General features: G+C 74.0%; 20 protein-coding genes and 1 rRNA gene. 8 read left to right on the top strand and 13 right to left on the bottom strand.

Annotation, left to right across the window (positions count from 1 at the left end):
- A partial coding sequence (locus ACIRBX_RS32120; RefSeq protein ID WP_402302492.1) for a hypothetical protein occupies positions 1 to 396 on the bottom strand: 396 nt, incomplete at its 3' end.
- A gap of 426 nt (positions 397 to 822) precedes the next feature.
- On the opposite strand from ACIRBX_RS32120, the gene ACIRBX_RS32115 reads away from it, so the two are divergent.
- Entirely contained in the window at positions 823 to 1,734 is a 912-nt protein-coding gene (locus ACIRBX_RS32115; protein WP_402302490.1) for a GNAT family N-acetyltransferase, read from the top strand.
- A gap of 187 nt (positions 1,735 to 1,921) precedes the next feature.
- On the opposite strand, the gene ACIRBX_RS32110 is transcribed toward ACIRBX_RS32115, so the two are convergent.
- Entirely contained in the window at positions 1,922 to 2,614 is a 693-nt protein-coding gene (locus ACIRBX_RS32110; protein WP_402302487.1) for a FadR/GntR family transcriptional regulator, read from the bottom strand.
- 113 nt (positions 2,615 to 2,727) lie between these two features.
- Between ACIRBX_RS32110 and ACIRBX_RS32105 the strand changes: the two genes are divergently transcribed.
- The 3 genes from ACIRBX_RS32105 (at position 2,728) to ACIRBX_RS32095 (ending at position 5,293) form a co-directional block, all read left to right on the top strand.
- A complete protein-coding gene (locus ACIRBX_RS32105; RefSeq protein ID WP_402302485.1) occupies positions 2,728 to 3,261 on the top strand; it encodes a gluconokinase in 534 nt (177 codons plus the stop codon).
- 42 nt (positions 3,262 to 3,303) lie between these two features.
- Positions 3,304 to 4,680 (top strand): gluconate:H+ symporter, encoded by a 1,377-nt coding sequence (locus tag ACIRBX_RS32100; RefSeq protein WP_402302484.1) that lies wholly within the window; start codon positions 3,304 to 3,306, stop codon positions 4,678 to 4,680.
- 76 nt (positions 4,681 to 4,756) lie between these two features.
- A complete protein-coding gene (locus ACIRBX_RS32095; RefSeq protein WP_402302482.1) occupies positions 4,757 to 5,293 on the top strand; it encodes a hypothetical protein in 537 nt (178 codons plus the stop codon).
- Between the two features lie 53 nt (positions 5,294 to 5,346).
- On the opposite strand, the gene ACIRBX_RS32090 is transcribed toward ACIRBX_RS32095, so the two are convergent.
- The 5 genes from ACIRBX_RS32090 to mmuM form a co-directional block, all read right to left on the bottom strand.
- Complete coding sequence (locus ACIRBX_RS32090) at positions 5,347 to 6,942, bottom strand: FAD-dependent oxidoreductase (RefSeq protein ID WP_402302771.1); 1,596 nt, start codon at positions 6,940 to 6,942, stop codon at positions 5,347 to 5,349.
- A gap of 134 nt (positions 6,943 to 7,076) precedes the next feature.
- Positions 7,077 to 8,597 (bottom strand): glycerol kinase GlpK, encoded by a 1,521-nt coding sequence (gene glpK, locus ACIRBX_RS32085; protein ID WP_402302479.1) that lies wholly within the window; start codon positions 8,595 to 8,597, stop codon positions 7,077 to 7,079.
- 91 nt (positions 8,598 to 8,688) lie between these two features.
- Complete coding sequence (locus ACIRBX_RS32080) at positions 8,689 to 9,408, bottom strand: MIP/aquaporin family protein (RefSeq protein ID WP_402302476.1); 720 nt, start codon at positions 9,406 to 9,408, stop codon at positions 8,689 to 8,691.
- A gap of 316 nt (positions 9,409 to 9,724) precedes the next feature.
- On the bottom strand, positions 9,725 to 10,489 hold the full coding sequence (locus ACIRBX_RS32075; RefSeq protein WP_402302473.1) for an IclR family transcriptional regulator: 765 nt from the start codon (positions 10,487 to 10,489) through the stop codon (positions 9,725 to 9,727).
- Positions 10,490 to 10,604: 115 nt separating this feature from the next.
- Positions 10,605 to 11,492, bottom strand: a complete 888-nt coding sequence (mmuM, locus tag ACIRBX_RS32070) for a homocysteine S-methyltransferase (RefSeq protein WP_402302471.1) — start codon at positions 11,490 to 11,492, stop codon at positions 10,605 to 10,607.
- Positions 11,493 to 11,613: 121 nt separating this feature from the next.
- Between mmuM and ACIRBX_RS32065 the strand changes: the two genes are divergently transcribed.
- Complete coding sequence (locus tag ACIRBX_RS32065) at positions 11,614 to 12,129, top strand: NUDIX domain-containing protein (RefSeq protein WP_402302470.1); 516 nt, start codon at positions 11,614 to 11,616, stop codon at positions 12,127 to 12,129.
- Here ACIRBX_RS32065 and ACIRBX_RS32060 read toward each other — a convergent pair.
- Positions 12,120 to 13,124, bottom strand: a complete 1,005-nt coding sequence (locus ACIRBX_RS32060; RefSeq protein ID WP_402302468.1) for a DUF6777 domain-containing protein — start codon at positions 13,122 to 13,124, stop codon at positions 12,120 to 12,122. The genes ACIRBX_RS32065 and ACIRBX_RS32060 overlap by 10 nt on opposite strands.
- A 1,099-nt stretch (positions 13,125 to 14,223) precedes the next feature.
- Here ACIRBX_RS32060 and ACIRBX_RS32055 point away from each other — a divergent pair.
- Entirely contained in the window at positions 14,224 to 15,468 is a 1,245-nt protein-coding gene (locus ACIRBX_RS32055; protein WP_402302465.1) for a streptophobe family protein, read from the top strand.
- Between the two features lie 12 nt (positions 15,469 to 15,480).
- Here the strand turns inward: ACIRBX_RS32055 and ACIRBX_RS32050 are convergent, their stop codons facing one another.
- From ACIRBX_RS32050 to ACIRBX_RS32040, 3 genes are read right to left on the bottom strand one after another with little or no spacing between them, the layout of a single operon-like run.
- Entirely contained in the window at positions 15,481 to 16,449 is a 969-nt protein-coding gene (locus ACIRBX_RS32050; protein ID WP_402302463.1) for a serine/threonine-protein kinase, read from the bottom strand.
- A 5-nt stretch (positions 16,450 to 16,454) separates the two neighbouring features.
- Positions 16,455 to 16,955, bottom strand: coding sequence for a hypothetical protein (locus ACIRBX_RS32045; protein ID WP_402302462.1), 501 nt, complete (start codon positions 16,953 to 16,955; stop codon positions 16,455 to 16,457).
- A gap of 10 nt (positions 16,956 to 16,965) precedes the next feature.
- Entirely contained in the window at positions 16,966 to 19,299 is a 2,334-nt protein-coding gene (locus ACIRBX_RS32040) for an FHA domain-containing protein (protein ID WP_402302460.1), read from the bottom strand.
- Positions 19,300 to 19,477: 178 nt separating this feature from the next.
- Here ACIRBX_RS32040 and ACIRBX_RS32035 point away from each other — a divergent pair, with 178 nt between their 5' ends.
- Positions 19,478 to 21,496, top strand: a complete 2,019-nt coding sequence (locus ACIRBX_RS32035; protein ID WP_402302769.1) for an acetoacetate--CoA ligase — start codon at positions 19,478 to 19,480, stop codon at positions 21,494 to 21,496.
- A gap of 77 nt (positions 21,497 to 21,573) precedes the next feature.
- Here the strand turns inward: ACIRBX_RS32035 and ptsP are convergent, their stop codons facing one another.
- Both ptsP and ACIRBX_RS32025 read right to left on the bottom strand, forming a co-directional pair.
- Positions 21,574 to 23,244, bottom strand: coding sequence for a phosphoenolpyruvate--protein phosphotransferase (gene ptsP / locus ACIRBX_RS32030; RefSeq protein ID WP_402302457.1), 1,671 nt, complete (start codon positions 23,242 to 23,244; stop codon positions 21,574 to 21,576).
- 140 nt (positions 23,245 to 23,384) lie between these two features.
- Positions 23,385 to 23,834: a PTS glucose transporter subunit IIA gene (locus ACIRBX_RS32025; RefSeq protein ID WP_402302455.1), complete on the bottom strand. Its 450-nt coding sequence runs from the start codon at positions 23,832 to 23,834 to the stop codon at positions 23,385 to 23,387.
- Positions 23,835 to 24,540: 706 nt separating this feature from the next.
- Between ACIRBX_RS32025 and ACIRBX_RS32020 the strand changes: the two genes are divergently transcribed.
- Positions 24,541 to 24,605 (top strand): 16S ribosomal RNA (locus tag ACIRBX_RS32020); the annotation flags it as partial.

The raw sequence follows: 24,605 nt of genomic DNA, 5'->3' as shown, positions 1-24,605 counted from the left end.
GGCCGCCCCCCGGGCGGCGCGGCTAGGCCCGCGATCCCCACCCCCCGCCCCCACCCTCGTGCTGCGCGCCCCCCCCCCCCCCCGGCCGGGGCGCGCCCCCCCCCCCGGGCCCCCCCCCCGCCGCTGCTTGCTGCCCGCCATCGGCGAGTTGGCGTGCGGGCCGCGCATCCGCTGGGCGGCGATCTGACGGGAGATCACGATCTCCAACAGGCTCCAGGCGGTGCCGAACACCCCCAGCGCCATGGCCATCAGAGCCGGCGTCAGCAGCCAGGTGCGGGCGAGCGAGGCGAGTGCGGCGACGATCAGGCCGACCAGGGTGAACGAGAACGACATCCACGCCCGTACGGCGGCGGCCCGCACCTCGTCCGGCAGACGGCGACGACGTGCAGTTGGCATGACGGGGACCTCCGGGTGCTCAGCGGACGACCGCGTCCGCTCCCACAGCCTGCCCAGCCCGGCCGGGTGCATTCCCGCCTTTCCGGCAAGGGGTGGGCGGCATTCCGCAAGCCCGTCGGCATATGCCCGTTCCGCCGGTGGTCGGGAAGGCACCGCTGCGACCGTTGACGGACTCTCGGTGCGGGAAGTAACTTCGGGGAACTCCGAAAGGCCTGGCCGATTTCTGCCGGGCCGATCCCGGACGGTACCGGCCCGCCGAACTGCGAAGACTTCCGGAGAGCGTCCGAAGGTGACGAATTCCCGGTCGATTCGCGGGTGAAGCGGAAGAATCTCTTGCCATTCCCCGGAGCCGGCCGTCCAGGACGGTCCGCCGGGAATTCCGCCGGGGCCTTTCGCGTCCACCGCCGAGCCTCGCCGGAGGTCCCGATGACCGCGCTGCGCCCGCTCACCGAGCTGTACCCGCTGACGGCGGATCAGCTCCCCGAGCTCAACGAGGCGCTGGAGGCCCACGGCCTGGGCGGGGCACCGGGCCCGGACGGCCAGCGGATGGCCGTGCTGGCCCGCTCGCTGGCGGACGGCGACGCGGTGGTCGCCCGGCTGGACGGACGGATCGTCGGGTACGCGGCCAACCGGCAGGACTGGGGCGGCGGCTTCGCGCTGGTCGAGTCGGCCGGGGAGGTGCTCGGCCCCTGGCGACGGCGCGGCGTGGGCACCGCCCTGCTCGACTGGACGGTGAGCCGCACCGCCCGCACCGCCTCCTCGGCCCTGGTCGAACTGGTGGTGGACTGCCCCGGCACCGACACCGGGCTGCGCGCCCTGCTGGCCGCCCGGCGGTTCTCCGAGGCGCCCCGCGTGGTGGTCAGCGCCCCCGTCCGCCCGCTGCCCGCCGCATCGCCGGGCCTGACGTTCCGTCCGCTCCGCCCCGGCGACGCCGCCCGGATGGGCGAGGTGCACCGCCGGGCCACCGTCGGCGAGGTCCGGGCCCGGGGCGGTCAGGGAGCCCTCGGCACCACCCTGCGCGATCCCTGCCTGCGCCGGGACTCCTGCCTGCTCGCCACCCTCACCGAGGACGGCCCGCCGGTCGGCTTCGCGCTCACCCTGACCCGGCCCACCGCCCCGCACGACCTCTGGATCGACACCCTCTGCGCCGACCCGGCCGCCCCGCACCCGGCCGTCGCCCGGGCCCTCGCCGCCGAGGTCATCCGCCGCGCCCCGGCTCTGTGCACCACCGTCTCGCTCTGCACCACCGAGGCCCACCTCCCCGCCCTGGCCGGCCTCGGCTTCCACCCCGCCCGGCACTGGAGCCGCTACTCCCTCCTGCTGGTCGCGGCCCCGTAGCGCGCCGTGAGCCCGGCCGCTCCCGGAGCGCCCACCGGCTCGGCGTCGTCTCCCCGCCGTGGCCGGGCGGTCGCCGCCGGAGCACGCGCCCTCCTCCTCCGCCAACGGCCAGGGGGCCCTTCGACGATGCCCACCCACGCGGCGGAGCCGCACGGTATCGCAGCCGACCCCACCCAGGGGACAGCCCTCAGCCGAGCACTTCGTTCAGCTCGTCCAGGGCGCCCTGCACGATGGTGCGCATCGCCGTCTCGGCGTCCCCGGAGCGCCCCTCGCAGATCGCGTCGGCGACCTCGCGGTGCAGTGCGACCGCGTACGGCTCGGGCTGGTGCGGCATCAGCTGGTGCTCGGTGCGGCCGGTCAGCACCGCGCCCACGGTGTCGCCCAGGTGGGCGAACATCTCGTTGCCCGAGGCCCGCAGCACCGTCGCGTGGAAGGCGATGTCGTGCTGGAGGAAGACCGACAGGTCGGACCGCGCACTGACCGTCAGTTCCACCGCCAGCGCGCCGAGTTCGCGCCGGTGGTCGTCGGTGGCGTGCACCGCCGCCAGTGCGGCGGCGGCCGGCTCCACCGCGACCCGCAGCGAGCCCAGGGAGCGGAGCTGCGCGGGGCGGTCCGCCCCGGCGAGGCGCCAGCGGATCACCAGCGGGTCGAAGACGTCCCAGCCCGCCTTGGGCTGCACGGTGATGCCGACCCGGCGCCGGGGCGCCACCAGCCGCATCGACTCCAGGATCCGCACCGCCTCCCGGACCACCGTCCGGGACACCCCGTACTTCGCCTCCAGCTCCTCACTGCGCAGCACCGCGCCCTCCGGGATCTCGCCGGAGGCGATGGCCGGGCCGAGGTCGGCGAGCAGGCGGCCGGGCAGGCCCTGGATCTCCATCGGGCCAGGATATCTTCGCCACATATGTATGACGATTGGGTTGCCGCCTCTTGAATAAGTCATACCTTTGCGGCAGGGTCAGTCGTGACGAGTCAGAGCAAGGAGCACCAGCCATGGGTCTCAGCGTCGAGAACCGGCAGCCGCCCACCCTCGTGGTGATGGGCGTCTCGGGCGTCGGCAAGACCACCGTCGCCCGCCTGCTGGCGGAGCGGCTCGGCCTCCCGTACGCGGAGGCCGACGACTTCCACCCGCCGGCCAACATCGCCAAGATGGCGGCCGGCATCCCGCTCGACGACGCCGACCGGCAGCCCTGGCTGCTCGCGCTGGCCGACTGGCTCGGCAGCCGGGTCGCCGAGGGCGGCGGGGGAGTGGTGGCCTGCTCCGCGCTCAAGCGCGGCTACCGCGACACCCTGCGCAGCAAGGCCCCGGCCACCCGCTTCGTCCACCTGACCGGCGATCAGGCCCTGATCCGGGCCCGGTTGGCGGACCGCACCGGCCACTTCATGCCGCCCGCGCTGCTCGACTCCCAGTACGCCGCGCTCGAACCGCTCCGGCCGGACGAGCCGGGCTTCGCCCTGGACGTCGACCACACCCCTGCCGAACTGGCCGACCGGGCCGCCGCCCTGATCACGGCTCAGCCCGCCTGACCACACCCCCCACACCCCGCGCCTGTTCAACGGAGACCTCGCGTGACCACCCAACTCCTCGCCGCCCCACTGCCGCACACCTCCAGCGACGGCGTCCTGCTGCTCGCGGTGCTGCTCGGCATCGGCGTCATCGTGCTGCTGATCACCCGCTTCAAGCTGCACCCCTTCCTCGCCCTGATCCTCGGCTCCGGCGTGCTGGCCGCCGTCGCGGGCGCCCCGTTCGACAAGCTGCTGGCCAGCTTCTCCACCGGCTTCGGCTCCACGGTGGCCAGCGTCGGCCTGCTGATCGGCCTCGGCGCGATGCTCGGCAAGCTGCTGGCCGACTCCGGCGGGGCGGACATCGTCGCCGACACCGTGCTGCGCCGCTCCTCGAAGCGGATGCTGCCCTGGTCGATGGCGCTGATCGCCGCCGTGCTCGGGCTGCCGCTGTTCTTCGAGGTCGGCGTGGTGCTGCTGATCCCGATCGTGATCCTGGTCGCCCGGCGCGGGAACGTGCCGCTGATCCGGCTCGGCATCCCGGCCTTGGCCGGCCTCTCCGTGCTGCACGGCCTGGTGCCCCCGCACCCGGGCCCGCTGGTCGCGGTCGACGCGCTCAAGGCCGACCTCGGCGTGACCCTGGCGCTCGGCCTGCTGATCGCGGTGCCGACCCTGATCGTGGCCGGGCCGCTGTTCGCCCGCTTCGCCGAGCGCTGGGTCGGCCCGCTGGAGCTGCCGCCGGCTCCGCCGGCCACCGAGGAGAAGCCCGAGCGCGCCCCGTCCTTCACCGCCGTGCTCGCCACCATCCTGCTTCCGGTGGTGCTGATGCTCGGCAAGGCGCTGGCCGACGTGGTGATCGACGACCCGAAGGCGATGCCCCAGCGGATCGCCGACTTCGTCGGCTCCCCGCTGATCGCGCTGCTCGCCGCCACCCTGCTCGGGATGCTCACCCTCGGCCGGGCGGCCGGCTTCACCAAGGCCCGGATCTCCACCACCATGGAGAAGTCGCTGGCCCCGATTGCCGGCATCGTCTTCATCGTCGGCGCGGGCGGCGGCTTCAAGCAGACCCTGATCGACGTCGGCGTCGGCGACGCGGTCAGCTCCTGGTCCGCGAAGTGGAGCATCTCCGCCCTGCTGCTCGGCTGGCTGATCGCGGTGCTGATCCGCCTCGCCACCGGCTCCGCCACGGTCGCCACCATCACCGCCGCCGGCATCGTCGCCCCGCTGGCCGCGGACCTCTCCACCACTCACGCCGCCCTGCTGGTGCTGGCCATCGGCGCCGGCTCGCTGTTCCTCTCGCACGTGAACGACGCGGGCTTCTGGCTGGTGAAGGAGTACTTCGGCATGACGGTCGGTCAGACCCTCAAGTCCTGGTCGGTGATGGAGACCCTGATCTCGGTCACCGCGATCGCCCTGATCCTCCCGCTCAGCCTGATCATCTAGCGCCCCACCCAGCTCCGTTGCGACGGCCGCAACCCCTGACCGCAGGGGTTGCGGCCGTCGCTGCGATCATGGCCGGATGACGGACGGGCTGGTCGTGGGCGGATACCTGGTGATCCGACCGGAGAAGCTGACGGGCAGTGGGCTCCCGGCGAGCGAGGCGCTGGTCTCGGCCTCCTCCTGCCTGATCGACCACCTGCCCGAGGACGACCACTGGTTCGCCGACCCGGTGGACGCGCGGCCCCACCTCACCGCGCCCCGGGCGCAGCTGGTGGCCCTGCTGGTCACGCCCGGGCGCGCGGCCCGGCTGGCGGCGGAGATCCGGGCCTCGGGCGCGTACGAGCCGGTGCTGCTGCCCGCCCTGGAGGCGCCCCGGCCACCCGCCGAGGGCGGCACGGTGCTCGGCTGGGAGGTGGTCGGCTACGACCTCGGTGCCCTGCACACCTGGCTCTGCCGTGACCTCCACCGGGACGCCGTCGCCGAGCTGGGCGTGCGGACCGGCTCCGAGGGACTGCTCACGAGCCCGGCCGACGCGGAGCGGGTGGCGGCCTGGGCCGTGGCCCGTGGGGACACCGAGCCCGTCGAGTGGTTCGCCGCGGCGCTCCTCACCCCGTGAACGCCGGACGGCCCGCCCCCCGTGGCAAGGGGCGGGCCGTTCCTGACTACTGCCTACTTCTTCCCGCGCTTCGCCAGGAAGGCGTCCACCTCGGCCCGGATCTCCGGGGTGTCGAGGCCGCGCACCGTCATGGTGGTGCGGCGGCGCAGCACGTCGTCCGCGGTGTACGCCCACTCGTTGTCGGCGGCGTACGCGACCTGGGCCCAGACGTCCGGGCCGTCGGCGTGGATCGGCTCGCCGAGCTCGGGGTTCTCCGCGATCAGGTGGGCGATCTCGAAGGAGAGGGTGCCGTAGTGCGAGGCCAGGTGCTTGGCCACCAGCGGCTCCATCCGGGAGCCGGGCTCGCGGTCCACCAGCAGGCGGTGGGCGACGGCGTTCGGGGTGCCGACGCCGGGCAGCGGGACGGTGGCCGGGATCGGGGACATGTCCTCGCGCAGGCCGGTGCCGGGCACGTGGGCCAGCTTCTCCAGGACGGTGCGGCCGATGTGACGGTACGTCGTCCACTTGCCGCCGGCCACCGAGAGCATGCCGCCCCGGCCCTCGGTGACGACCGTCTCGCGCTTGGCGGCGGCGGTGTCGCCCGGCCCGCCGGGCAGCACGCGCAGGCCCGCGAAGGCGTAGGTGATCAGGTCGCGGTCCAGGTGCTCGTCCCGGATCGCGTGGCCGGCCTCGCCCATGATCTGGTCGATGTCGGCCTCGGTGGCCCGCACGTCGCGCGGGTCGCCGGTGTACTCCTCGTCGGTGGTGCCGAGCAGGACGTGGTCCTCCCACGGGATGGCGAAGGAGACGCGGTACTTGTCGATCGGGATGGTGAGCGCCGCGCGCCACGGGGTGCGGCGCTTGACCACCACGTGGGCGCCCTTGGACAGGCGGATGGACGGGGCGGCGCCGGCGTCCTCCATCTGGCGCAGGTGGTCGACCCACGGGCCGGTGGCGTTGAGCACCAGGCGGGCGTTGACGCCGAACTCGGTGCCGTCCAGCCGGTCCTTCAGCTCCGCGCCCGTCACCCGGCCGCCGGTGAACCGAAGACCCGTCACCTCGGCGTGGTTGAGCACCACGGCGCCGGCCTCGACGGCCGCGCGCACGGTCATCACGGCGACCCGGGAGTCGTTCATCTGGTGGTCGCCGTAGACGGCGACCGAGCGCAGGCCCTCGGTGCGCAGCGCGGGCACCTGCTGGGCGGCGTGCGCGGCGGTGGAGACCCGCCCCATGCCGTCGCGGAAGGCGGAGAGCGCGGAGTAGAGGAAGACGCCGGCGCCGAGCTTGGTGGCGCCGTGCGGGCCGCCCTTGTAGACGGGGACGAAGAAGGTCAGCGGGTTGACCAGGTGCGGGGCCACGTCGGTGGAGAGGACGCGGCGCTCCTTGTGGTTCTCCGCGACCAGCTTGACCGCGCCGGTCTGCAGGTAGCGCAGGCCGCCGTGCACCAGCTTGGAGGAGGCGGAGGAGGTGGCGCCGGCGAAGTCGCCCGCGTCCACCATGGCGACCTTGAGGCCCGACTGGGCGGCGGTCCAGGCGGTGGCGGTGCCGAGGATGCCGCCGCCGATCACCAGCAGGTCGTAGGTGGCCTTGCCGAGCAGCTCGCGTGCCTCGGCGCGGGAGGCGGTACGGCCGTTGGTGTAGCCGGCGCCCAGGGTCGGGATGGAAGCCATGGTGTGTGTTGCGGTGCCGGTGCGGGCGGCGCCGCGTCTCCTCTCGTAGTACTGCGGTGCGGCCTCCTGCTGAGAGGCCGTCAAGAAACGACGCTGGCCGGTCGGGGCCTCAGCGGCCCCGACCGGCGTGACGGTCAGCTCTCCTCGTCCTCCTCCACCCAACCCATGGTGCGCTCCACGGCCTTGAGCCACTTCTTGTACTCCCGCTCGCGGGTGGCCTCGTCCATCCGGGGAGTCCACTCGGCGGCGCGGTGCCAGTTGGCCCGCAGGGTGTCCAGGTCCGGCCAGAAGCCGACCGCCAGGCCGGCCGCGTAGGCCGCGCCGAGCGCGGTGGTCTCGGCCACGTAGGGCCGCTCGACCGGGGCGTCCAGGACGTCCGCGATGTTCTGCATGAGCAGGTTGTTGGAGGTCATCCCACCGTCCACCTTGAGGGCGGTGAGCTCCACGCCGGAGTCCTTCTGCATGGCGTCGACCACCTCGCGGGTCTGCCAGGCGGTGGCCTCCAGCACGGCGCGGGCCAGGTGGCCCTTGGTCACGTACCGGGTCAGACCGGCGATCACGCCGCGCGCGTCGGAGCGCCAGTACGGGGCGAACAGGCCGGAGAAGGCCGGCACGAAGTAGGCACCGCCGTTGTCGTCGACGGTCGAGGCCAGGGTCTCGATCTCGGCGGCGGTGGAGATGATGCCGAGCTGGTCGCGGAGCCACTGCACCAGCGAGCCGGTGACCGCGATCGAGCCCTCCAGGGCGTAGACCGGGGCCTGGTCGCCGATCCGGTAGCCGACCGTGGTGAGCAGGCCGTGGTACGAGTTGACGATCTTCTCGCCGGTGTTCAGCAGCAGGAAGGTGCCGGTCCCGTAGGTGGACTTGGCCTCGCCCTCGTTGAAGCAGGTCTGGCCGAACAGCGCGGCCTGCTGGTCGCCGAGCGCGGCGGCGACCGGCACGCCCTCCAGGTCGCCGACCGCGTGGCCGTAGACCTCGGCGGAGGAGCGGATCTCCGGGAGCACCTGGAGCGGGACGCCGATCGACTCGGCGATCCGCTCGTCCCAGGCCAGGGTGGAGAGGTTCATCAGCATGGTGCGGCTGGCGTTGGTCACGTCGGTGACGTGCTTGCCGCCGTTGACGCCGCCGGTGAGGTTCCAGATCACCCAGGTGTCCATGGTGCCGAACAGGATGTCCCCGGCCTCGGCGCGCTCGCGCAGGCCCTCGACGTTGTCCAGCAGCCAGCGGATCTTCGGGCCGGCGAAGTAGCTGGCCAGCGGGAGGCCGGTCTCGCGGCGGAAGCGGTCCTGGCCGACGTTGCGGCCGAGCTCGCGGCAGAGCGCCTCGGTGCGGGTGTCCTGCCAGACCAGCGCGTTGTGCACCGGCTCGCCGGTGTGCCGGTCCCACAGCACGGTGGTCTCGCGCTGGTTGGTGATGCCGATGGCGCGGATGTCGTCCTTGGTCAGTCCGGCCTTCTCCAGCGCGCCCCGGACCACGGACTGCACCCGGGTCCAGATCTCGGCGGCGTCGTGCTCGACGTAGCCGGGCTGCGGGAAGATCTGGCTGTGCTCCTGCTGGTCGACGGCGACGATCCGGCCGTCCGCGCCGAAGATGATGCAGCGGCTGGACGTGGTGCCCTGGTCGATCGCGGCGACGTAGTTGCCAGTGGAGGTCATGGAGGGTCCTCGGCTCGAATGGGGGTTCGGGAAGATCGGACTGACGAGTGGTCAGTCCCCGTGCTCGGGAGTGGGGCAAACCAACAGGCTGTCAGAACGCCAGGTGGTAGAAGCCGCCGGCCAGCAGACCGCCGATGACGGGGCCGGCCACCGGCACCCAGGCGTAGGACCAGTCGGAGCCGCCCTTGTGGGGGATGGGCAGCAGGCTGTGCACGATGCGCGGGCCCAGGTCACGGGCCGGGTTGATCGCGTAGCCGGTCGGGCCGCCCAGCGAGAGGCCGATGCCGACCACGGTGAAGGCCACGATCAGGATGCCGGTGCCGGAGAGGCCGAGGCCCTTGGTCAGGCCCTGGGTCAGGATGGCCAGGCAGAGCACGAAGGTGCCGATGATCTCGGTGAGCAGGTTCTGCACCGGGTTCCGGACCTCGGGGCCGGTGGCGAAGATGCCCAGGGTGGGGGCGTCGTTCGCCTGGAACTGGCCCAGGTAGGTGACCCAGACCAGGGCGGCGCCGATGATCGCGCCGAGCAGCTGGCTGCCCAGGTAGAGCGGGACCTTGCCCCACTCGCCGGTGTCGGCCGCGATGGCCAGCGTCACGGCGGGGTTCAGGTGGGCACCCGACTTCGGGGCGGACATGTAGGCGGCGATCATCACCGCGAAGCCCCAGCCGAAGGTGATGGCCAGCCAGCCGGCGTTGACGGCCTTGGACTTCTTCAGGGTCACTGCGGCGCAGACGCCGCCGCCCAGGAGTATCAGGGCGGCGGTGCCGAGGGTTTCGCCGACAAAGATGTCGCCGTTGGTGAACGCGGACACAAAGGACTCCTTCGTCCGTGACCGGAGCAGGTGGGGGAGTGCACGGTTCCCGTCCCGGGGTCGTGCGGTGACGGGTGGTGTTCCGGTCGCTCCGGACACCGTTCGACAATGTCGACCGTCATGCGGAAGCTTCCCCCCGTCGTCGGTCCCGCGTCAAGGGCGGGTGACCGACCTGTGATCCATCACTCACGGTGATCCCCCGGTGCGGTGGGGATCAGGGCCCATGTCACCGGAAAAGCGGACAAAACGCACAGGCGCGGGCAGGAATCATCCTGCCCGCGCCTGCGGGGAACTCACGAAGCGTCAGCTGTGACCGCTAGAAACGCCCGGCACCCAGGTCCCGGGAGATGGCCCGGGCCGCGCTGCGCACCGAGGCCACCAGCGAGGGCTTCACGAAGCCGTCCTCGCAGACCCGCTCCACCGCCCCGCTGATGCACACCGCCCCCACCGGATTGCGCCGGCGGTCCTGGATCAGCGCGCCGATCGAGGCCACGCCCTCCCAGGTCTCCTCCACCGCCGCGGCCCAGCCGCGCTCCCTGGTCAGCGCCGCCTCGGCGTCGATGTCCGCCAGGTCGGTCAGGGTCCGCGAGGTGTACGACTCCAGCGGGCCGTCGCCCAACTCGCCCCGGGCCACCGGGTCGTAGGCCACCAGCACCTTGCCCAGCGCGGTGGAGTGCAGCGGCTGCATCGAGCCCACCTCCAGCACCTGCCGGGTGTCGTCCGGCCGGAACACGTGGTGCACGATCAGCACGCCCTGCTGGTGCAGCACGCCCAGGTAGACCGTCTCCCCGCTGGCCCGGGCCAGGTCGTCGGCCCAGACCAGCGCCCTGGCGCGCAGCTCGTGCACGTCCAGGTAGCTCTGCCCGAGCCGCAGCAGCTCGGCGCCCAGCTGGTACTTGCCGCTCTCCGGATCCTGCTCGACGAAGCCCTCCATCTGGAGGGTGCGCAGGATGCCGTGCGCGGTGCCCTTGGCCAGGTCCAGCGCGGTGGCCACCTCGGAGAGGCCCAGCCGCCGTTCGCCACCGGCCAGCAGCCGCATGATGGCGGCGGCCCGGGAGAGCGACTGGATCGGCCCTGGCATGTGTACCTCCGCTGACAGGCGGTCGACATTGTCGACCGCAGTGGTATCGACCCGAGTCTGCCAGGCCGACGGCCGGACGCGCACGTCCTCCGTCAGCGACTGTCAGTTCCGTCGGTCACGTCCGCTCCCGCACCACCCGGGCGAGCGCCGCGATCTCCGCCGGGCCGACCCGGCAGCACCCTCCCACCAGCCGGGCCCCGTCCGCCAGCCACTGCGCCACGCGCTCGGGCACGAAGGTCGAGCCGCCCCGCCAGTCCCGTGCCCCGGCGTCCCAGTCCTCACCGCTGTTCGGGTACACCACCACCGGCTTCCCGGCCGCCGCCGCGACCACCGCCACCGCCCGGTCGGCGTCCCCGGGCGAGCAGCAGTTCACCCCGACCGCGAGCACCCCGGGCACCCCGGCGGCCAGGGCCGCCGCCTCCGCCAGTGGCTGCCCGGCCCGGGTCCGCTCCCCGTCGACGCTGAACGACAGCCAGGCCGGCACCCCCAGGCCGGCCAGCACCCGCAGCACCGCCTCCGCCTCGTCGGCGTCCGGCACCGTCTCCACCGCCAGCACGTCCGGCCCGGCCGCCGCCAGCGCCTCGATCCTCGGCCCGTGGAAGTCCACCAGCTGACCGACCGTCAACCCGTACCGCCCCCGGTACTCCGACCCGTCCGCCAGCACCGCCCCGTACGGCCCCACCGAGGCCGCCACCCAGGCCGGCCCGGCCGCCCGGGCCAGCGCCACGCTCTCCCCGAGCAGCCGGGCCGCCTCCGGCGCCGCCACGCCCCGCTCCGCGAAGCCCTCGAAGCTCGCCTGGTAGCTGGAGGTGATCACCACCTGCGCCCCGGCGTCCACGTACGCCCGGTGCGCCGTGGTCAGCGCCGCCGGGTCGTCGGTCAGCAGCCGGGCCGACCAGAGCTCGTCCGAGAGGTCGTGCCCCGCGTCCGCCAGCTGGTTCGACAGCCCACCGTCCAGCACCAGCGGCCCCGCCGCCAGTGCCTGCGCGAACGTCCTCGTCACTGCCCTCACACCCTCCGTACGCCGACCAGCGCACGGTACAACGCGCAAGATCCGTTCCGTACGCCCGGTCCGTCCCGCAAGACACTGACGCACCGTCACCCGCTCCGACTAGCATCCAGCCATGACAGGCCCCTTCACCCACTGCCACTGGTGCGGCACCCCGTACGCCCCCGCCACCACCACCTGGCCGCGCACCTGCCCGGGCTGCAGTGAGATCAGCTACCGCAACCCGCTCCCGGTCGCCGTCGCGCTCCAGCCGGTCGAGCAGCCGGACGGCTCCCGCGCCCTGCTCGCCATCCGCCGCACCATCGAGCCCGGATACGGCGAACTGGCCCTGCCCGGCGGATACATCGACTACGGCGAGAACTGGCAGCGCGGCGCCGCCCGCGAGCTCCGCGAGGAAGCCGGCCTGGAGGTCGACCCGGCCCAGGCCCGCCTCGCCGACACCGGCAGTGACGACCGGGGCGCCTTCCTGATGCTCTTCGCGCTCTTCCCGCCGCGAGCCCTCGACACCCTGCCGCCGTCCGTCCCCACCGACGAGACGGACGGCTGGCACCTGCTCACCGCCCCCACCCGGCTGGCCTTCCCGCTGCACACCCAGGTCGCCGAGGCGTGGTTCAAGGGCGCCTACGACTGACCGGCCGCCGGGCTCTGCACGACGCTGCGCTGCTGGGCCGGGCTCTGCTGCCCGCCCTGACTCTGCGCCGGGCTCTCCGCAGGGGCCTTGCTCTGCCCGCCGGAGGGCGACGCCGCCCCGCTGCGCAGCGCCGGGCCGGACGACGCCCCGGCCGACGGTGCGCCCGAGGACCCGCCCGAGGACCCGCCCGAGGGCGGTGAGGCGGGCGCGTTCGAGCCCGGCGAGGCGGAGCCCGACCCCTTGCCCGAGCTCGAACCGGACCCGGAGGCCGAGGCGGACCCGGAGGCCGACGGGGAACCGACCCCGTGCGCGAACGACTGCCCGCTCGACGGGTCCACCACGGTCACGTCCTTCAGCGGCGACGGCGCCGGGCTCACCACCACGGTGTCCTGCGGCTTGAAGGCGGGCCACGGGGTGCCCGAGTAGGCGGGCGGCACCGCCGACGCCGTCGGCTCCAGCAGCGGGTTCCCACAGGCGCACCGCACCCGGGGCAGCCCGCGTCCGTCGATCAGCACCGCCGTCCCGCTCTGCAACACCGACTGGTAGGGGGTGGCCACGCCGTTCGCGAAGCCGTGGTTGGTCACCCGGGTGTCCGAGCGCAGCACCACCGGGGTGAGCGAGCGCAGGTAGGAGTCGATGGTGGCCGGGTCGATGCCCAGCACCCCGGCCCAGGCCCGGCCCTTGGCCTGATCGGTCGTCAGGAAGGCCGACAGCTTCGGCACGTCACAGCTGGCGGTCTGCCGGCTGCCCCCGTAGAGCCCCGGGTCCGAGCCGGTCACCGTCCGGCCGCCCGCCGACCCGGAGGCGCTCGCCGCACCGGACGCGGTCGCGCTGTCGGACACCGACGCCACCGCCACCGACCCGGTGAACGGGTCCGGCCCCTGCGCCGCCACGGGCTGGAGCGCCACCTGCGGCGCGGCCTCGGTCTTGGTGTCCTTGCCGCCCCCGTTGGTCAGCACCACCGTGAGTACCGCCGCCCCCGCCGCCACGGCCACCAGTGCCAGCCCCTTCGGCCCCCGCCACCAGGGCCGACGACCGCCGCTGCCCCCGGCCGGCACCAGTTGCCGCCCGCCCCCGCTCGGCGGCTCGCCGCCCGACCCGCCACCTGATCCACCGCCAGATCCACCGCCGGATCCGCTGCCTGACCCGCCGTCAGCCGGCGGCGGCCCGCCGTTCGGCCCCGACAGCGGCCCGGACGGCGGCCCCGCCACCACCCCGCCGGAGGACGGCCCCGACACGGGCCCGCTCGGCGGCTCCGGCGCCCCGCCGGACGGCCGGGGCATGGCCGGCTCGGTCGGCGACGGGCCGCTCCCGCCCGACGGCGGACCGGAGTACGGGCCGCCGCCACCCGACGGCGGCCCCTGGTACGGGCCGGTGGGCTCGGACGGCGGTTGGGAGTTCACGACCTGCCTCCATGGGCTGCGGTGCTGCCTGCCCCCGCCGCTCATTCTCGACCCGCCCACCCCGGACGTCTCGCCGACCGCCCCCGCCCGGATGACACCGCCCGGATCACACCGCGGTGGCGACGTGAGCCGACGGCGCGTCAGTCCTCCGCCAGGTCGAGGCCGCCCGGGCTCCCCCGCTCCACCGCCCGTCCGGCGGCTCCGGTGACGCCGCCGGACGGGATCGGGTCTGCTGTCGGTGGGCAGGCGGGTGAGCAGGTGATCTAGTGCCGTCCGGCCGTTGCGGACCCGGTGCACCGCCCTCCCCACCGGTGCCCGCCCGGGCCGTCGGACCAGCGGCCCACCGGCTCGGGCGCCCGCTCCACCCCCGGTCGGCCGCCTCGGTGGCGCCGGCGGACGGGATCAGGTCCGCCGGCGGCGGGCAGGTGGGTCAGCGGTTGCCGTCCGGCCGCCCTCGGCTCCCCGATCAGGTCCCCGGTCCGGTCCCTCCGGGCTCCGTCGGTCGGCGGGCCGGGGCGGCCCACCGGCAGAAGCCCGTCCCCGTGGTGTCCCGCCGACTCCGCCCCGGTGGCAGCGCCCACTGGCCCCCGCCCGGCCCCCGACCGGCGCCGACCGCGCCGCACCGCTCGCCGACCGTCCCGGCCCGGCCGAAGCTGGAGGGGTCCAGGAACCGCCCGCCCCGGGAGCCGCCATGTCCGCCGTGTCAGCCCAGGCCGGTCCGCCGCGCGGCGCCGTTCCCCTCCTGCGGCCCTGGGGCGAGGCCCTGCTCACCGCCCTCGTCCCGTTGCTCCTGATGGCAGCCCTGGCCGCCCTCGGCCTCCGGCTGGCCGGCGCCGACGCGCTCCCCTCGGGCGCTTTCCCGGCCGTGGTCGCCGCCACCGTGCTGATGGCCCTCGGCGTCCCGGTCGAGCTCAACGGCACGGCCGCCTTCGTCGCCGAGGCCCAGGGCGGCCTGGAGGCCATGCCGCTCTCCGTCACCCTGCTCGGCGCGCTCACCGCCGGGTACCTCTTCCTCCGCCCGCTGCGCCTGCGGGCCGTCACCACCCCCGCCGAACTCGCCGCCCGGGCGGGCCGGACCGCCCTCTTCTGGCTGGTCCTGATCGCCCTGCTGCGCCTCCCCGCCGAGCACAGCTTCGCCGTCCCCACCGGCGATCCGCTGCTCGACGACCTCGGCGCGGCCTTCGGCGCCGGCCCGGTGGTGGGCTTCCGGCTCGGCCTCCTCCCGACCCTCGGCATCGGCCTGCTCTGGCTGGCCGGGGTCCTGCTGCTCACCCTGCTGGCCTCCCGCCGCGCACCCCTGCCGCCCGCGCTGCTCCGCCACCGCGCCGCCGTCCAGCCCGCCGCCCACGCCGTGCTGATGCTGCTGCTGCTCTACGTCGTGATCGCCCTGGTCGCCGGCCTGGTCACCGCAGCCGTCTCGGGCCGGCCCGCCACCACCTTCGCCGTGATCGCCCTCGCCCTGCCCAACCTCGCCTGGCTCGCGCTCGGCATCGGCCTCGGCGGCTCCTGGCACGGCTCGGCCCCCACCGACATCGGCCTCCCGATGCCGCCCGCGCTCGCCGAGGTGCTCCGGGTGCCCGCCGACCGGCAGGCCACCCTCGACCTCTCCACCCTCGCCGCCCAGGACGGCCGCGCCTGGCTGCTCGCCGCCGTGACGATCCTGCTGGCCGGTTACGGCGCCGCCCGGCACACCACTCCGGCCGCCCGCCCCTGGCAGTACGCTGCCCACCTGGCCGCCGCCCTCGCGGTGGCCGTCCTGCTGCTCGGCCTGGTCACCCGGATCTCCGCCGCCCTCGGCCTCTCGCTGCTGGGCTTCGACGCCGCCGGGGGCGGCGTCTCGCTCATCCCGGACCTGCTGCGCACCGTCGGGCTGGCCGCCCTCTGGGGTGCGTTGGCCGGCCTGCTCGGCGGCCTCGCCGCCCACCGCGCACCGTGAGCCGACGGCCTGTCAGCCCTCCGGGACGAACACCGGCCAGGCCCAGGCGGGCGGCACCGGTACCTCCTCCACCACCGGCACCACCTCCGTCGGTGTCGGCCCCGGCGCCACCACCACCGGCCCGGCCGGCGCCGCGAGGTCCGCCGCGCGCAGCGCCGCGACGAACTCCAGACAGCTCCCGTACCGCTGCTCCGGCTCCTTCGCCAGTGCCCGCCCCAGCACCCCGTCCAGCCCCACCGGCAGGTCCGGCCGCAGCTCGCGCACCGACGGCGCCTCGTCGTGCAGGTGCGCCCAGAGCAGCGCCAGGTCGTCCTCCCGCCGGAACGGCGGAGCACCCGTCAGCTCCTCGTAGACCACGCACCCCAGGCTGTAGACGTCGCACCGCCCGTCCACCGGCCGCCCGGAGATCTGCTCCGGCGCCACGTAGTCCAGTGTCCCGACGAACTGGCCGACGGTGGTCAGCCCGGTCAGCGAGAGCGACTTCTTGGTGAGCCCGAAGTCGGTCAGGTAGACGTGCTCGGGGTGGTCGCTGTCGGTGCCCTCGGCCACCAGCACGTTCCCCGGCTTCACGTCCCGGTGCACCAGCTGGTGCGCATGCGCGGCGTCCAGAGCCGAGGCCACCTGGGCGGTGATCCGCACCGCCTGCCGCACGGTGAGCGGCCCCTGACGGTCCAGCAGCGCCCGCAGGTCCCGGCCCCGGACGTACCGCATCGCGATGTACAGCACCCCGTCCGCGTCCCCGGCCTCGTAGACCGGCACGATGTGCGGGTGGTCGATCGCGGCGGCGGCCCGGGACTCGCGGGCGAAGCGCTCCCGGAAGACGTCGTTGCGGGCCAGCTCCGGGGCCAGCAGCTTGACCGCCACCGTCCGGCCCAGCCGCAGGTCCTCGGCCCGGTAGACCACCGCCATCCCGCCGCGCCCGACGATCTTCTCCAGCCGGTACCCGCCGAGCTGCTGCCCGGTCAGATCCGCCTGCGTCACCCCGTTCACCTGGGCGCCGCTCCGTCCTCGGCGGGCTCGACGGTGGCGTACGGCTGGAGCTGCCCGGCCTCGCAGTACGACCAGCGGCCCCGCTCCAGGTCCAGCAGCCAGGCCGACGGCCCGTCCAGCACCGCCCCGATCCGCAGCCCGGCCGTCCGGGCCCGGAAGTCCGCCAGGCTCAGCCGCCCGTCCGCGTACCGGTCCAGCAGCTCGCGGTAGGAGGCGATCGCCGCCGCCAGCTCGGCCAGCAGCGGGCGCGGGTCGGCGTCCGTCACGGCGGGCCGGCCGGCGGCCGGCGGGCGCTGGGGGAGGGCGACCAGCAGGCGCCCGTCCACCCAGCAGGTCCAGCCGTTCGAGCAGACCACCCGGGCCCAGTCCCCGCTGGTGCCGGCCAGCATCACCGGCAGCAGTGCGTCCAGCCGGGCCGACGGGTGCGAGGGATCGGGCCCCTCCCAGCTGGGCAGTCCGCCCTCGGGCACCACGTGGGTGCTGCGGAACCCCTCCATCCCGGCCGCCCTAGCCCCGCATCACGGCCGGCTCCTGCCGCCGCAGCAGCCGGAGCACCAGCACGCCGAACACCACCGACAGGCCCGCCAGCACCCCCATGTCGACCAGCCAGGTGGACAGCTGATGACGGAACAGCGGATCGGTCGTCAGCTCGCCCGGCACCACCTGCCCCAGGTCCACGGTGGCGGCCATCGCGGCCAGCGCCCAGCGGGAGGGCACCAGCCAGGAGAGCTGGTCGAGCACCGGCACCCCGCTCAGCTGGAGCAGCGCCCCGCAGAACACCACCTGCACGATCGCCAGCAGCACCAGCAGCGGCATGGTCACCTCCTCCTTCTTCACCAGGGCGGAGACCACCAGGCCGAGCATCATGGCGGTGAACGAGAGCAGCGCCACCGCCAGCGTGATCTCCAGCAGCGGCGGCATCAGCACCCCGCCGCCCTGCGGCCGCAGCTGCACCCCGGCCAGGCCGACCAGGGTCAGCACCACCGCCTGCACCACCGTGATGGTCCCGAGCACCACGATCTTCGACCACAGGTACGCCGATCTGGAGAGCCCGACGGCTCGCTCCCGCTGGTAGATCGAACGCTCCTTGACCAGCTCCCGCACCGCGTTGGCCGCGCCCGTCAGCACACCGCCCACGCAGAGGATCAGCAGCCCGTTCAGCGCCGTGTCCGGCCCCAGCCGGCTGCCGGCCAGTGCCCGGGCCATCGCGCCCATCACGAACGGCAGCGCGATCATCACCGCCAGGAAGGTCCGGTCCGCCGTCAGCGCGGTCGCGTACCGGCGCACCAGCGTGCCCAGCTGCGACCACCAGCCCTGCGGCGGGGGAGCGGGCGAGGGCAGCGCCGCCGAGGCGGCCGGGCGCACCGGCCGGCTCATGGTGTCCGCGATGTAGCGGCGGTGCGCGTCCGAGCCCCGGTACTGGCCGGCCCAGTCCCGGGCCCGGTCCTCCTCGAAGGCCTCGAAGGCCTCGGGCCACTGGGCGAAGCCGAAGTAGCCCAGCGCCTCCCCGGGCGGCCCGTAGTAGGCGATCCGCCCGCCGGGCGCGAGCATCAGCAGCCGGTCGCACAGGTCCAGGCTGAGCACGCTGTGGGTGACCACCACCACCGTCCGGCCGTCGTCCGCCAGCCCGCGCAGCATCTGCATCACCGAGCGGTCCATCCCCGGGTCCAGACCCGAGGTCGGCTCGTCCAGGAACAGCAGCGAAGGCTTGGTCAGCAGCTCCAGCGCCACGCTGACCCGCTTGCGCTGACCGCCCGACAGGCTGGAGATCACCTGGTCCGCCCGCTGCTCCAGCCCCAGCTCCCCGATCACCTCCTCCACCCGGGCCGCGCGCTCCTCGGGCGTGGTGTCGCCGGAGAAGCGCAGCTCGGCCGCGTAGCGCAGCGCCCGACGGACCGTCAGCTGGGTGTGCAGGATGTCGTCCTGCGGCACCAGCCCGATCCGGCGGCGCAGCTCCGGGTAGTCCCGGTAGAGGTCACGGCCGTCGTAGCGGACCGAGCCGTGGTCGGCCGGGCGCAGCCCGGTCAGCGCGTTCAGCAGCGTCGACTTGCCCGCCCCGCTCGGCCCGGCCACCGCCAGCAGGCACTTCTGGCCGACCGGGAAGGTCACCCCGTCCAGCAGCCGCCGCCCGCCCGCGACCTCCACCACCAGGCCGTCCACGTCCAGGTCGACGTCCCCGGTGTCCAGGAACTCCTGCAGCTCGTCGCCGACCAGGCAGAACACCGAGTGCCCGATGCCCACCAGGTCGTCCGGCCCGAGCAGCGCCACCGTCACCGGAGAGCCGTTCAGGAAGGTCCCGTTGTGGCTGCCCACGTCGGCGATCTCGTAGCCGCCGTCCGGCCGGGCCCGCAGCTCGGCGTGGTGCCGGGAGACCGAGAGGTCGTCCAGCACCAGGTCGTTGTCCTCGGCCCGGCCGATCCGCACCACCCGGTCGGGCAGCCGCTGCACCCGGGTCGGTGGTCGGTACGAGCCGGTGAGCCTGGTCAGCGCGGACGGGGCCCGCACCGTCCTGGTCGGCTCCGGCAGCGCGGCCAGCGTCGCGTACGGGCCGTCCTGCGGACTGCCGAAGCGCAGCGTGCTGCCCGGTGTCAGATCGAGGTGGCCGACCCGCTCCCCGGATACCCAGGTCCCGTTGGTCGAGCCGGTGTCGTCGAGCGCCCAGTGGTCGCCGTCCACGTGGAGGACCGCGTGATGCCAGGAGACCCGGGGATCGCTGAACACGACCTCCCCGGCGGGATCACGCCCGACGTGGTACTCGCGACCCGGGCTCATCAGCTGCGAGTCGCCGTCGGTCTCCAGGAGGAGCTGCGGCGCGTAGGGCGCGAAAGTTCGCTCTCCCATACCCACGATGCTAGGCCCGGCCCTCCTGACCGGCCCGGCGACCGGAACGTCCGAGGTGGCGAAGGCTCCGGCCCACCCTGGCGCCGATCACGATCACGTGGCAGAGTCCAGCCGTCAGCGCCACTCGGACGGGCGCAACGAGGCGCTCCGTCCCCTGCCCGGCCGGGAGTACACCACCGTGAGCACCCCACACCAGGACCAGCCCCTCTGGCGGCCCGACCCCGCTCGCGCCGCCGAAACCCAGATCGTCGCCTTCCAGCGCTGGGCCGCCGAGCAGCACGGCGCCCCGGCCGCCCCGCTCGCCCCGGTGACGGGCGACGACGAGGCCGCCGCCCGGTACGCCGCGCTGCACGCCTGGTCCACCGAGGACCTGCCGCGCTTCTGGCGGGCCGTCACCGAGTGGTACGACGTCCGGTTCTCCACCCCGCCCACCGCCGTGCTCGGCTCGGACGCGATGCCCGGCGCCGAGTGGTTCCCCGGCGCCCGGCTGAACTACGCCGAGCACGTGCTGCGCCACGGCGAGAGCGCCGAGCACGCCGGCAAGCCCGCCATCCTGCACCTGGACGAGCAGACCGCCGAGCCCGTCCCGGTCAGCTGGGCCGAGCTCCGCCGCCAGGTCGCCGCGCTGGCCGCCGCCCTGCGCGAGCGTGGCATCGCCCCCGGCGACCGGGTGGCCGGCTACCTGCCCAACATCCCGCAGGCCGTCGTCGCCCTGCTCGCGTCCGCCGCAGTCGGCGCCGTCTGGACCAGCTGCGCCCCCGACTTCGGCGCCCGCAGCGTGCTCGACCGCTTCCAGCAGCTGGCCCCCGTCGCGCTGATCACCGTCGACGGCTACCACTACGGCGGCAAGGACCACGACCGCTCCGAGGTGGTCGCCGAGCTCCGCCGCGAGCTGCCCTCGCTGCACACCGTGGTGCACGTCCCGCTGCTCGGCACCGCCGCCCCCGAGGGCGCGCTCGACTGGGCCGAGCTGACGGCCGGTCAGGCCGAGCCGGTCTTCGAGCAGGTGCCCTTCGACCACCCGCTCTGGGTGCTCTACTCCTCCGGCACCACCGGCCTGCCCAAGGCCATCGTGCAGGGCCAGGGCGGCATCCTGGTCGAGCACCTCAAGCAGGCCGGCCTGCACCTCGACCTCGGGCCCTCGGACCGCTTCCTCTGGTACACCTCCACCGGCTGGATGATGTGGAACTTCCTGGTGGCCGGCCTGCTGGTCGGCTCCACCGTGGTCACCTACGACGGCAGCCCCGGCCACCCCGACACCGGCGCCTTCTGGTCCGTCGCCGCCCGCACCCGGGCGACCGTGCTCGGCACCTCCGCCGCCTACGTGATCGCCAGCCGCAAGGCCGAGCTCCACCCCGGCCGCGACCTCGACCTGTCCGCCGTCCGCTGCCTGGGCACCACCGGCTCCCCGCTGCCGCCCGACGGCTTCCAGTGGATCTACGACGAGGTCAAGCCGGACGTCTGGCTCGCCTCCGTCAGCGGCGGCACCGACGTCTGCTCCTGCTTCGTCGGCGGCGTCCCCACCCTCCCGGTGTACCTCGGCGAGATCCAGGCCCCCTGCCTGGGCGCCGAGGTCCAGGCCTGGGACGTCCAGGGCAAGCCGCTCACCGACGCGGTCGGCGAGCTGGTCGTCACCAAGCCCATCCCGTCCATGCCGGTCGGCTTCTGGGGGGACGAGGACGGCAGCCGGTACCACGACAGCTACTTCGACACCTACCCAGGCATCTGGCGGCACGGCGACTGGATCACCGCCACCTCGCGCGGCACCGTGGTGATCCACGGCCGCTCCGACTCCACCCTCAACCGGCAGGGCGTCCGGATGGGCTCCTCGGACATCTACGAGGTGGTCGAGCGGCTCCCCGAGATCCGCGAGTCCCTGGTGATCGGCCTGGAGGAGGAGAACGGCGGCTACTGGATGCCGCTCTTCGTCGTCCTCGCCCCCGGCGCCGCCCTCGACGACGCCCTGATCGGCCGCATCCGCACCTCGCTGCGCACCGAACTGTCGCCCCGTCACGTCCCCGACGAGGTGATCGCGGTCGAGGGCCTGCCGCACACCCTCACCGGCAAGCGGATCGAGGTCCCGGTCAAGCGCCTGCTGGCGGGCACCCCGCTGGACCGGGCCGTCAACCCCGGCTCCGTCGACAACCTCGACCACCTGCGCTTCTTCGAGCGGCTCGGCCAGGAGCGCAGGGGCTGACCAGCCGTCAGGAAACGTGGCGGAGCGGTGCTCTCCACCCCCACGGGGAGAGCACCGCTCCGCTGCGTCCCACGGCCCTACTCGCCGGACAGCACCCGCGCCGCCGCGGCCTTGGCCTCCTCGGCGGAGTCCGCCGCGCGGGCCGCCTCGGCCGCCCGCCGGCACTGCTCCAGCGTGTACTTGGCCAGGGTGGAGCGGACGTACGGGATCGACGCCGCGCCCATCGACAGGCTGGTGACGCCCAGGCCGGTCAGCACGCAGGCCAGCAGCGGGTCGGAGGCCGCCTCGCCGCAGACGCCGCAGCTCTTGCCCTCGGCCTTGGCCGCATCGGCCGAGAAGGCCACCAGGTCGAGCAGCGCGGGCTGCCACGGGTCCTGGAGCCGGGCCAGCGCGCCGACCTGACGGTCCGCCGCGAAGGCGTACTGGGCCAGGTCGTTGGTGCCCAGCGAGAGGAACTCGACCTCCTGGAGGATCGAGCGGGCCCGCAGCGCGGCGGACGGGATCTCCACCATGGCGCCGAACTTCGCCTTCAGCCCGGCCTCCCGGCAGGCGTCCGCGAACGCCTTGGCGTCGATCCGGTCGGCCACCATCGGGGCCATCACCTCGAGGTGGACCGGCAGGCCCTCGGCGGCCCTGGCCAGGGCGCGCAGCTGGGTCTGCATCACCTCGGGGTTCTCCAGCAGGGTGCGCAGACCGCGCACGCCCAGCGCCGGGTTCGGTTCGTCCGCCGGGGTCAGGAAGTCCAGCGGCTTGTCCGCACCGGCGTCCAGCGCCCGGACCACCACGCGGCCCTCGGGGAACGCCTCCAGCACCTTGCGGTACGCCTCGACCTGCTTCTCCTCGCTCGGCGCCTTCGCCGAGTCGTCGAGGAACAGGAACTCGGTACGGAACAGCCCGACGCCCTCGGCGCCCGCCTCCAGCGCGGCCGGCAGGTCACCCGGACCACCGACGTTCGCCAGCAGCGGCACCCGGTGCCCGTCCGAGGTCTGCCCCGGGCCGGAGGAGGCGGCCAGCGCGGCCTTCCGCTCGGCGTCGGCGGCCCGCAGCGCGGCCTGCTTCTCCTCGCTCGGGTCGATCAGCACCTCACCGGTGGACCCGTCCACGGCGGCGATGACGCCCTCCGCCAGGTCGGTCGCCCCGGCCAGCGCGACCACGGCCGGCACGCCCATGGCCCGGGCCAGGATGGCGCTGTGGCTGGTCGGCCCGCCCTCCTCGGTCACGAAGCCCAGCACCAGCGTCGGGTCCAGCAGCGCCGTGTCGGCAGGCGCCAGGTCCCGGGCGAACAGCACGTACGGCTCGTCGCTGTCCGGCACGCCCGGCATCGGCACGCCCAACAGCCGCGCCACGATCCGGTTCCGCACGTCGTCCAGGTCGGCCACCCGGCCCGCCAGGTAGTCCCCGGCCGCCGCGAGCAGCGCCCGGTAGGCCGCGAAGGCGTCGTACACCCCGCGCTCGGCGGTGCTACCGGCCACGATCCGCCGGTTCACGTCGGCCATCAGCTCGGGGTCCTGCGCCATCAGCGCCTGGGCCTCCAGCACGGCCTGCGCCTCACCGCCGGCCAGGTTGCCGCGGGCGATCAGGTCCGCCGCGACGGCGTCCACGGCAGCCTGGGCCCGCTCCTGCTCGCGGGGCGCGTCCTCGGTCGGGATCTGGGTGGCCGGGGGCTCCAGCACCGCCGTGCCCATGTGCCGGACCTGGCCGATCGCGACACCGTGGCTGACACCTACGCCTCGCAGCGCCTGTTCCATGAGTGGGTTCCTTTCACCCGGGTGCGGGCCCGCCGTCCGGACGTGGGGTCACGGCCGGGGCCGGGTACGTGCCGGGCCGTTCCCACTCGGTCGGGGGGAGTGGGACGGCGGCCCGGCGGTCTGACGACTTCTCGGTGGTGCTAGTTCCAGGTGAAGAGCGCGTCGCCACCGGCGACGTCCCCGCTCTCGGCCACCCCGGCCAGCGCGTCCGGCGCGGCCTCGAGCGCCACGATCGGGGAGATCGGCGACTTGCCGGCCTTCTCGACCTCGGCCGGGTTCCAGCGGATGACGGCCTGGCCGCGGGTGACGGTGTCGCCCTTGTTCACCAGCAGCTCGAAGCCCTCGCCGTTGAGCTGCACGGTGTCGATGCCCAGGTGGGTCAGTACCCCGTGCCCGTCCGCGTCCACCACCACGAAGGCGTGCGGGTGCATCGACACGACGACGCCGTCCACCGGGGCCACCGCGTCGGTGAGCTCACGGACCGGGTCGATGGCGGTACCGGGGCCCACCATGGCCCCGGCGAAGACGGGGTCGGGCACGTTCGCGAGCCCGACGGCGCGACCGGCCAGCGGCGAGGTCACAGTGGTCATGGTGGGTCCTCCCAGATACGGGGCACAGCGAGCCGCCGCAGGGCAGCGGCGGTGTGATCGTTCTGAAGCCTAAATCATGCCAACTACGGACATTTCGCAAGTGGCACCCAGGGCGGTTCGCAGGTGTCGATCCCGCCCGGTCGGCGCACATCCGCACCTCGCGCGCCGTGCAACCCCTGCTGGCAGGGGCTTCGGGCTGCTCAAGTGGTCTAGTCCTCTTGGCTGATGCGCCGAACTCTACGCCATCCGGGTGAGCCGGGACGATCGCGCCAACTGGGGTGCATAGAGGGGTGTGAACTGCGGCCGGCAGGCCGAACGGGTGACCGGGCGTGCGCCCCGATTAGGCGCTCCGGCGGCGAAGGGCTATGGTTTGTCGAGTCGCCGCGAGACGGTGATGAACACCGGATGTCGGAACCGCAAAAACTTGGTGAAAACCTGGTAAACGGATCTGCTAAGCTGGTGGAACGAACGAAGCGCCCGGAGGGCCTGCCGGAAGGCAGACCAAAGGAAGCCACCGTTCCTTGAGAACTCAACAGCGTGCCAAAAGTCAACGCCAGATATGTTGACATCCCCGGCCTCACCGTTTGGTGGGGTTGGAGATTCCTTTTGAAGTAAAACACTAGCGAGGACGCAGTGCGCAGGGCCGCCCTATTCCGGTGGTTGCTGTGCCGCTCAACGCGGGTGGTTGCAGGATGACCTGCAGACATTCACGGAGAGTTTGATCCTGGCTCAGGACGAACGCTGGCGGCGTGCTTAACACATGCAAGTCGA

Origin of the sequence: Kitasatospora sp. NPDC096147 (genome assembly GCF_044763225.1) — a bacterium.
Classification (GTDB): Bacteria; Actinomycetota; Actinomycetes; order Streptomycetales; family Streptomycetaceae; genus Kitasatospora.
This window is presented reverse-complemented; position numbering and strand designations above follow the sequence as displayed.

What these genes read in the sequence shown, in the direction of transcription:
- ACIRBX_RS32055 (WP_402302465.1), top strand. Translation starts at nt 14,224, where the DNA reads ATGTCCGCCGTGTCAGCCCAGGCCGGTCCGCCGCGCGGCGCCGTTCCC.
- ACIRBX_RS32105 (WP_402302485.1), top strand. Translation starts at nt 2,728, where the DNA reads ATGGGTCTCAGCGTCGAGAACCGGCAGCCGCCCACCCTCGTGGTGATG.
- ACIRBX_RS32090 (WP_402302771.1), bottom strand. Translation starts at nt 6,942, where the DNA reads ATGGCTTCCATCCCGACCCTGGGCGCCGGCTACACCAACGGCCGTACC.
- ACIRBX_RS32065 (WP_402302470.1), top strand. Translation starts at nt 11,614, where the DNA reads ATGACAGGCCCCTTCACCCACTGCCACTGGTGCGGCACCCCGTACGCC.
- ptsP (WP_402302457.1), bottom strand. Translation starts at nt 23,244, where the DNA reads ATGGAACAGGCGCTGCGAGGCGTAGGTGTCAGCCACGGTGTCGCGATC.
- ACIRBX_RS32075 (WP_402302473.1), bottom strand. Translation starts at nt 10,489, where the DNA reads ATGCCAGGGCCGATCCAGTCGCTCTCCCGGGCCGCCGCCATCATGCGG.
- ACIRBX_RS32115 (WP_402302490.1), top strand. Translation starts at nt 823, where the DNA reads ATGACCGCGCTGCGCCCGCTCACCGAGCTGTACCCGCTGACGGCGGAT.
- ACIRBX_RS32025 (WP_402302455.1), bottom strand. Translation starts at nt 23,834, where the DNA reads ATGACCACTGTGACCTCGCCGCTGGCCGGTCGCGCCGTCGGGCTCGCG.
- ACIRBX_RS32045 (WP_402302462.1), bottom strand. Translation starts at nt 16,955, where the DNA reads ATGGAGGGGTTCCGCAGCACCCACGTGGTGCCCGAGGGCGGACTGCCC.
- ACIRBX_RS32040 (WP_402302460.1), bottom strand. Translation starts at nt 19,299, where the DNA reads ATGGGAGAGCGAACTTTCGCGCCCTACGCGCCGCAGCTCCTCCTGGAG.
- glpK (WP_402302479.1), bottom strand. Translation starts at nt 8,597, where the DNA reads ATGACCTCCACTGGCAACTACGTCGCCGCGATCGACCAGGGCACCACG.
- ACIRBX_RS32095 (WP_402302482.1), top strand. Translation starts at nt 4,757, where the DNA reads ATGACGGACGGGCTGGTCGTGGGCGGATACCTGGTGATCCGACCGGAG.
- ACIRBX_RS32110 (WP_402302487.1), bottom strand. Translation starts at nt 2,614, where the DNA reads ATGGAGATCCAGGGCCTGCCCGGCCGCCTGCTCGCCGACCTCGGCCCG.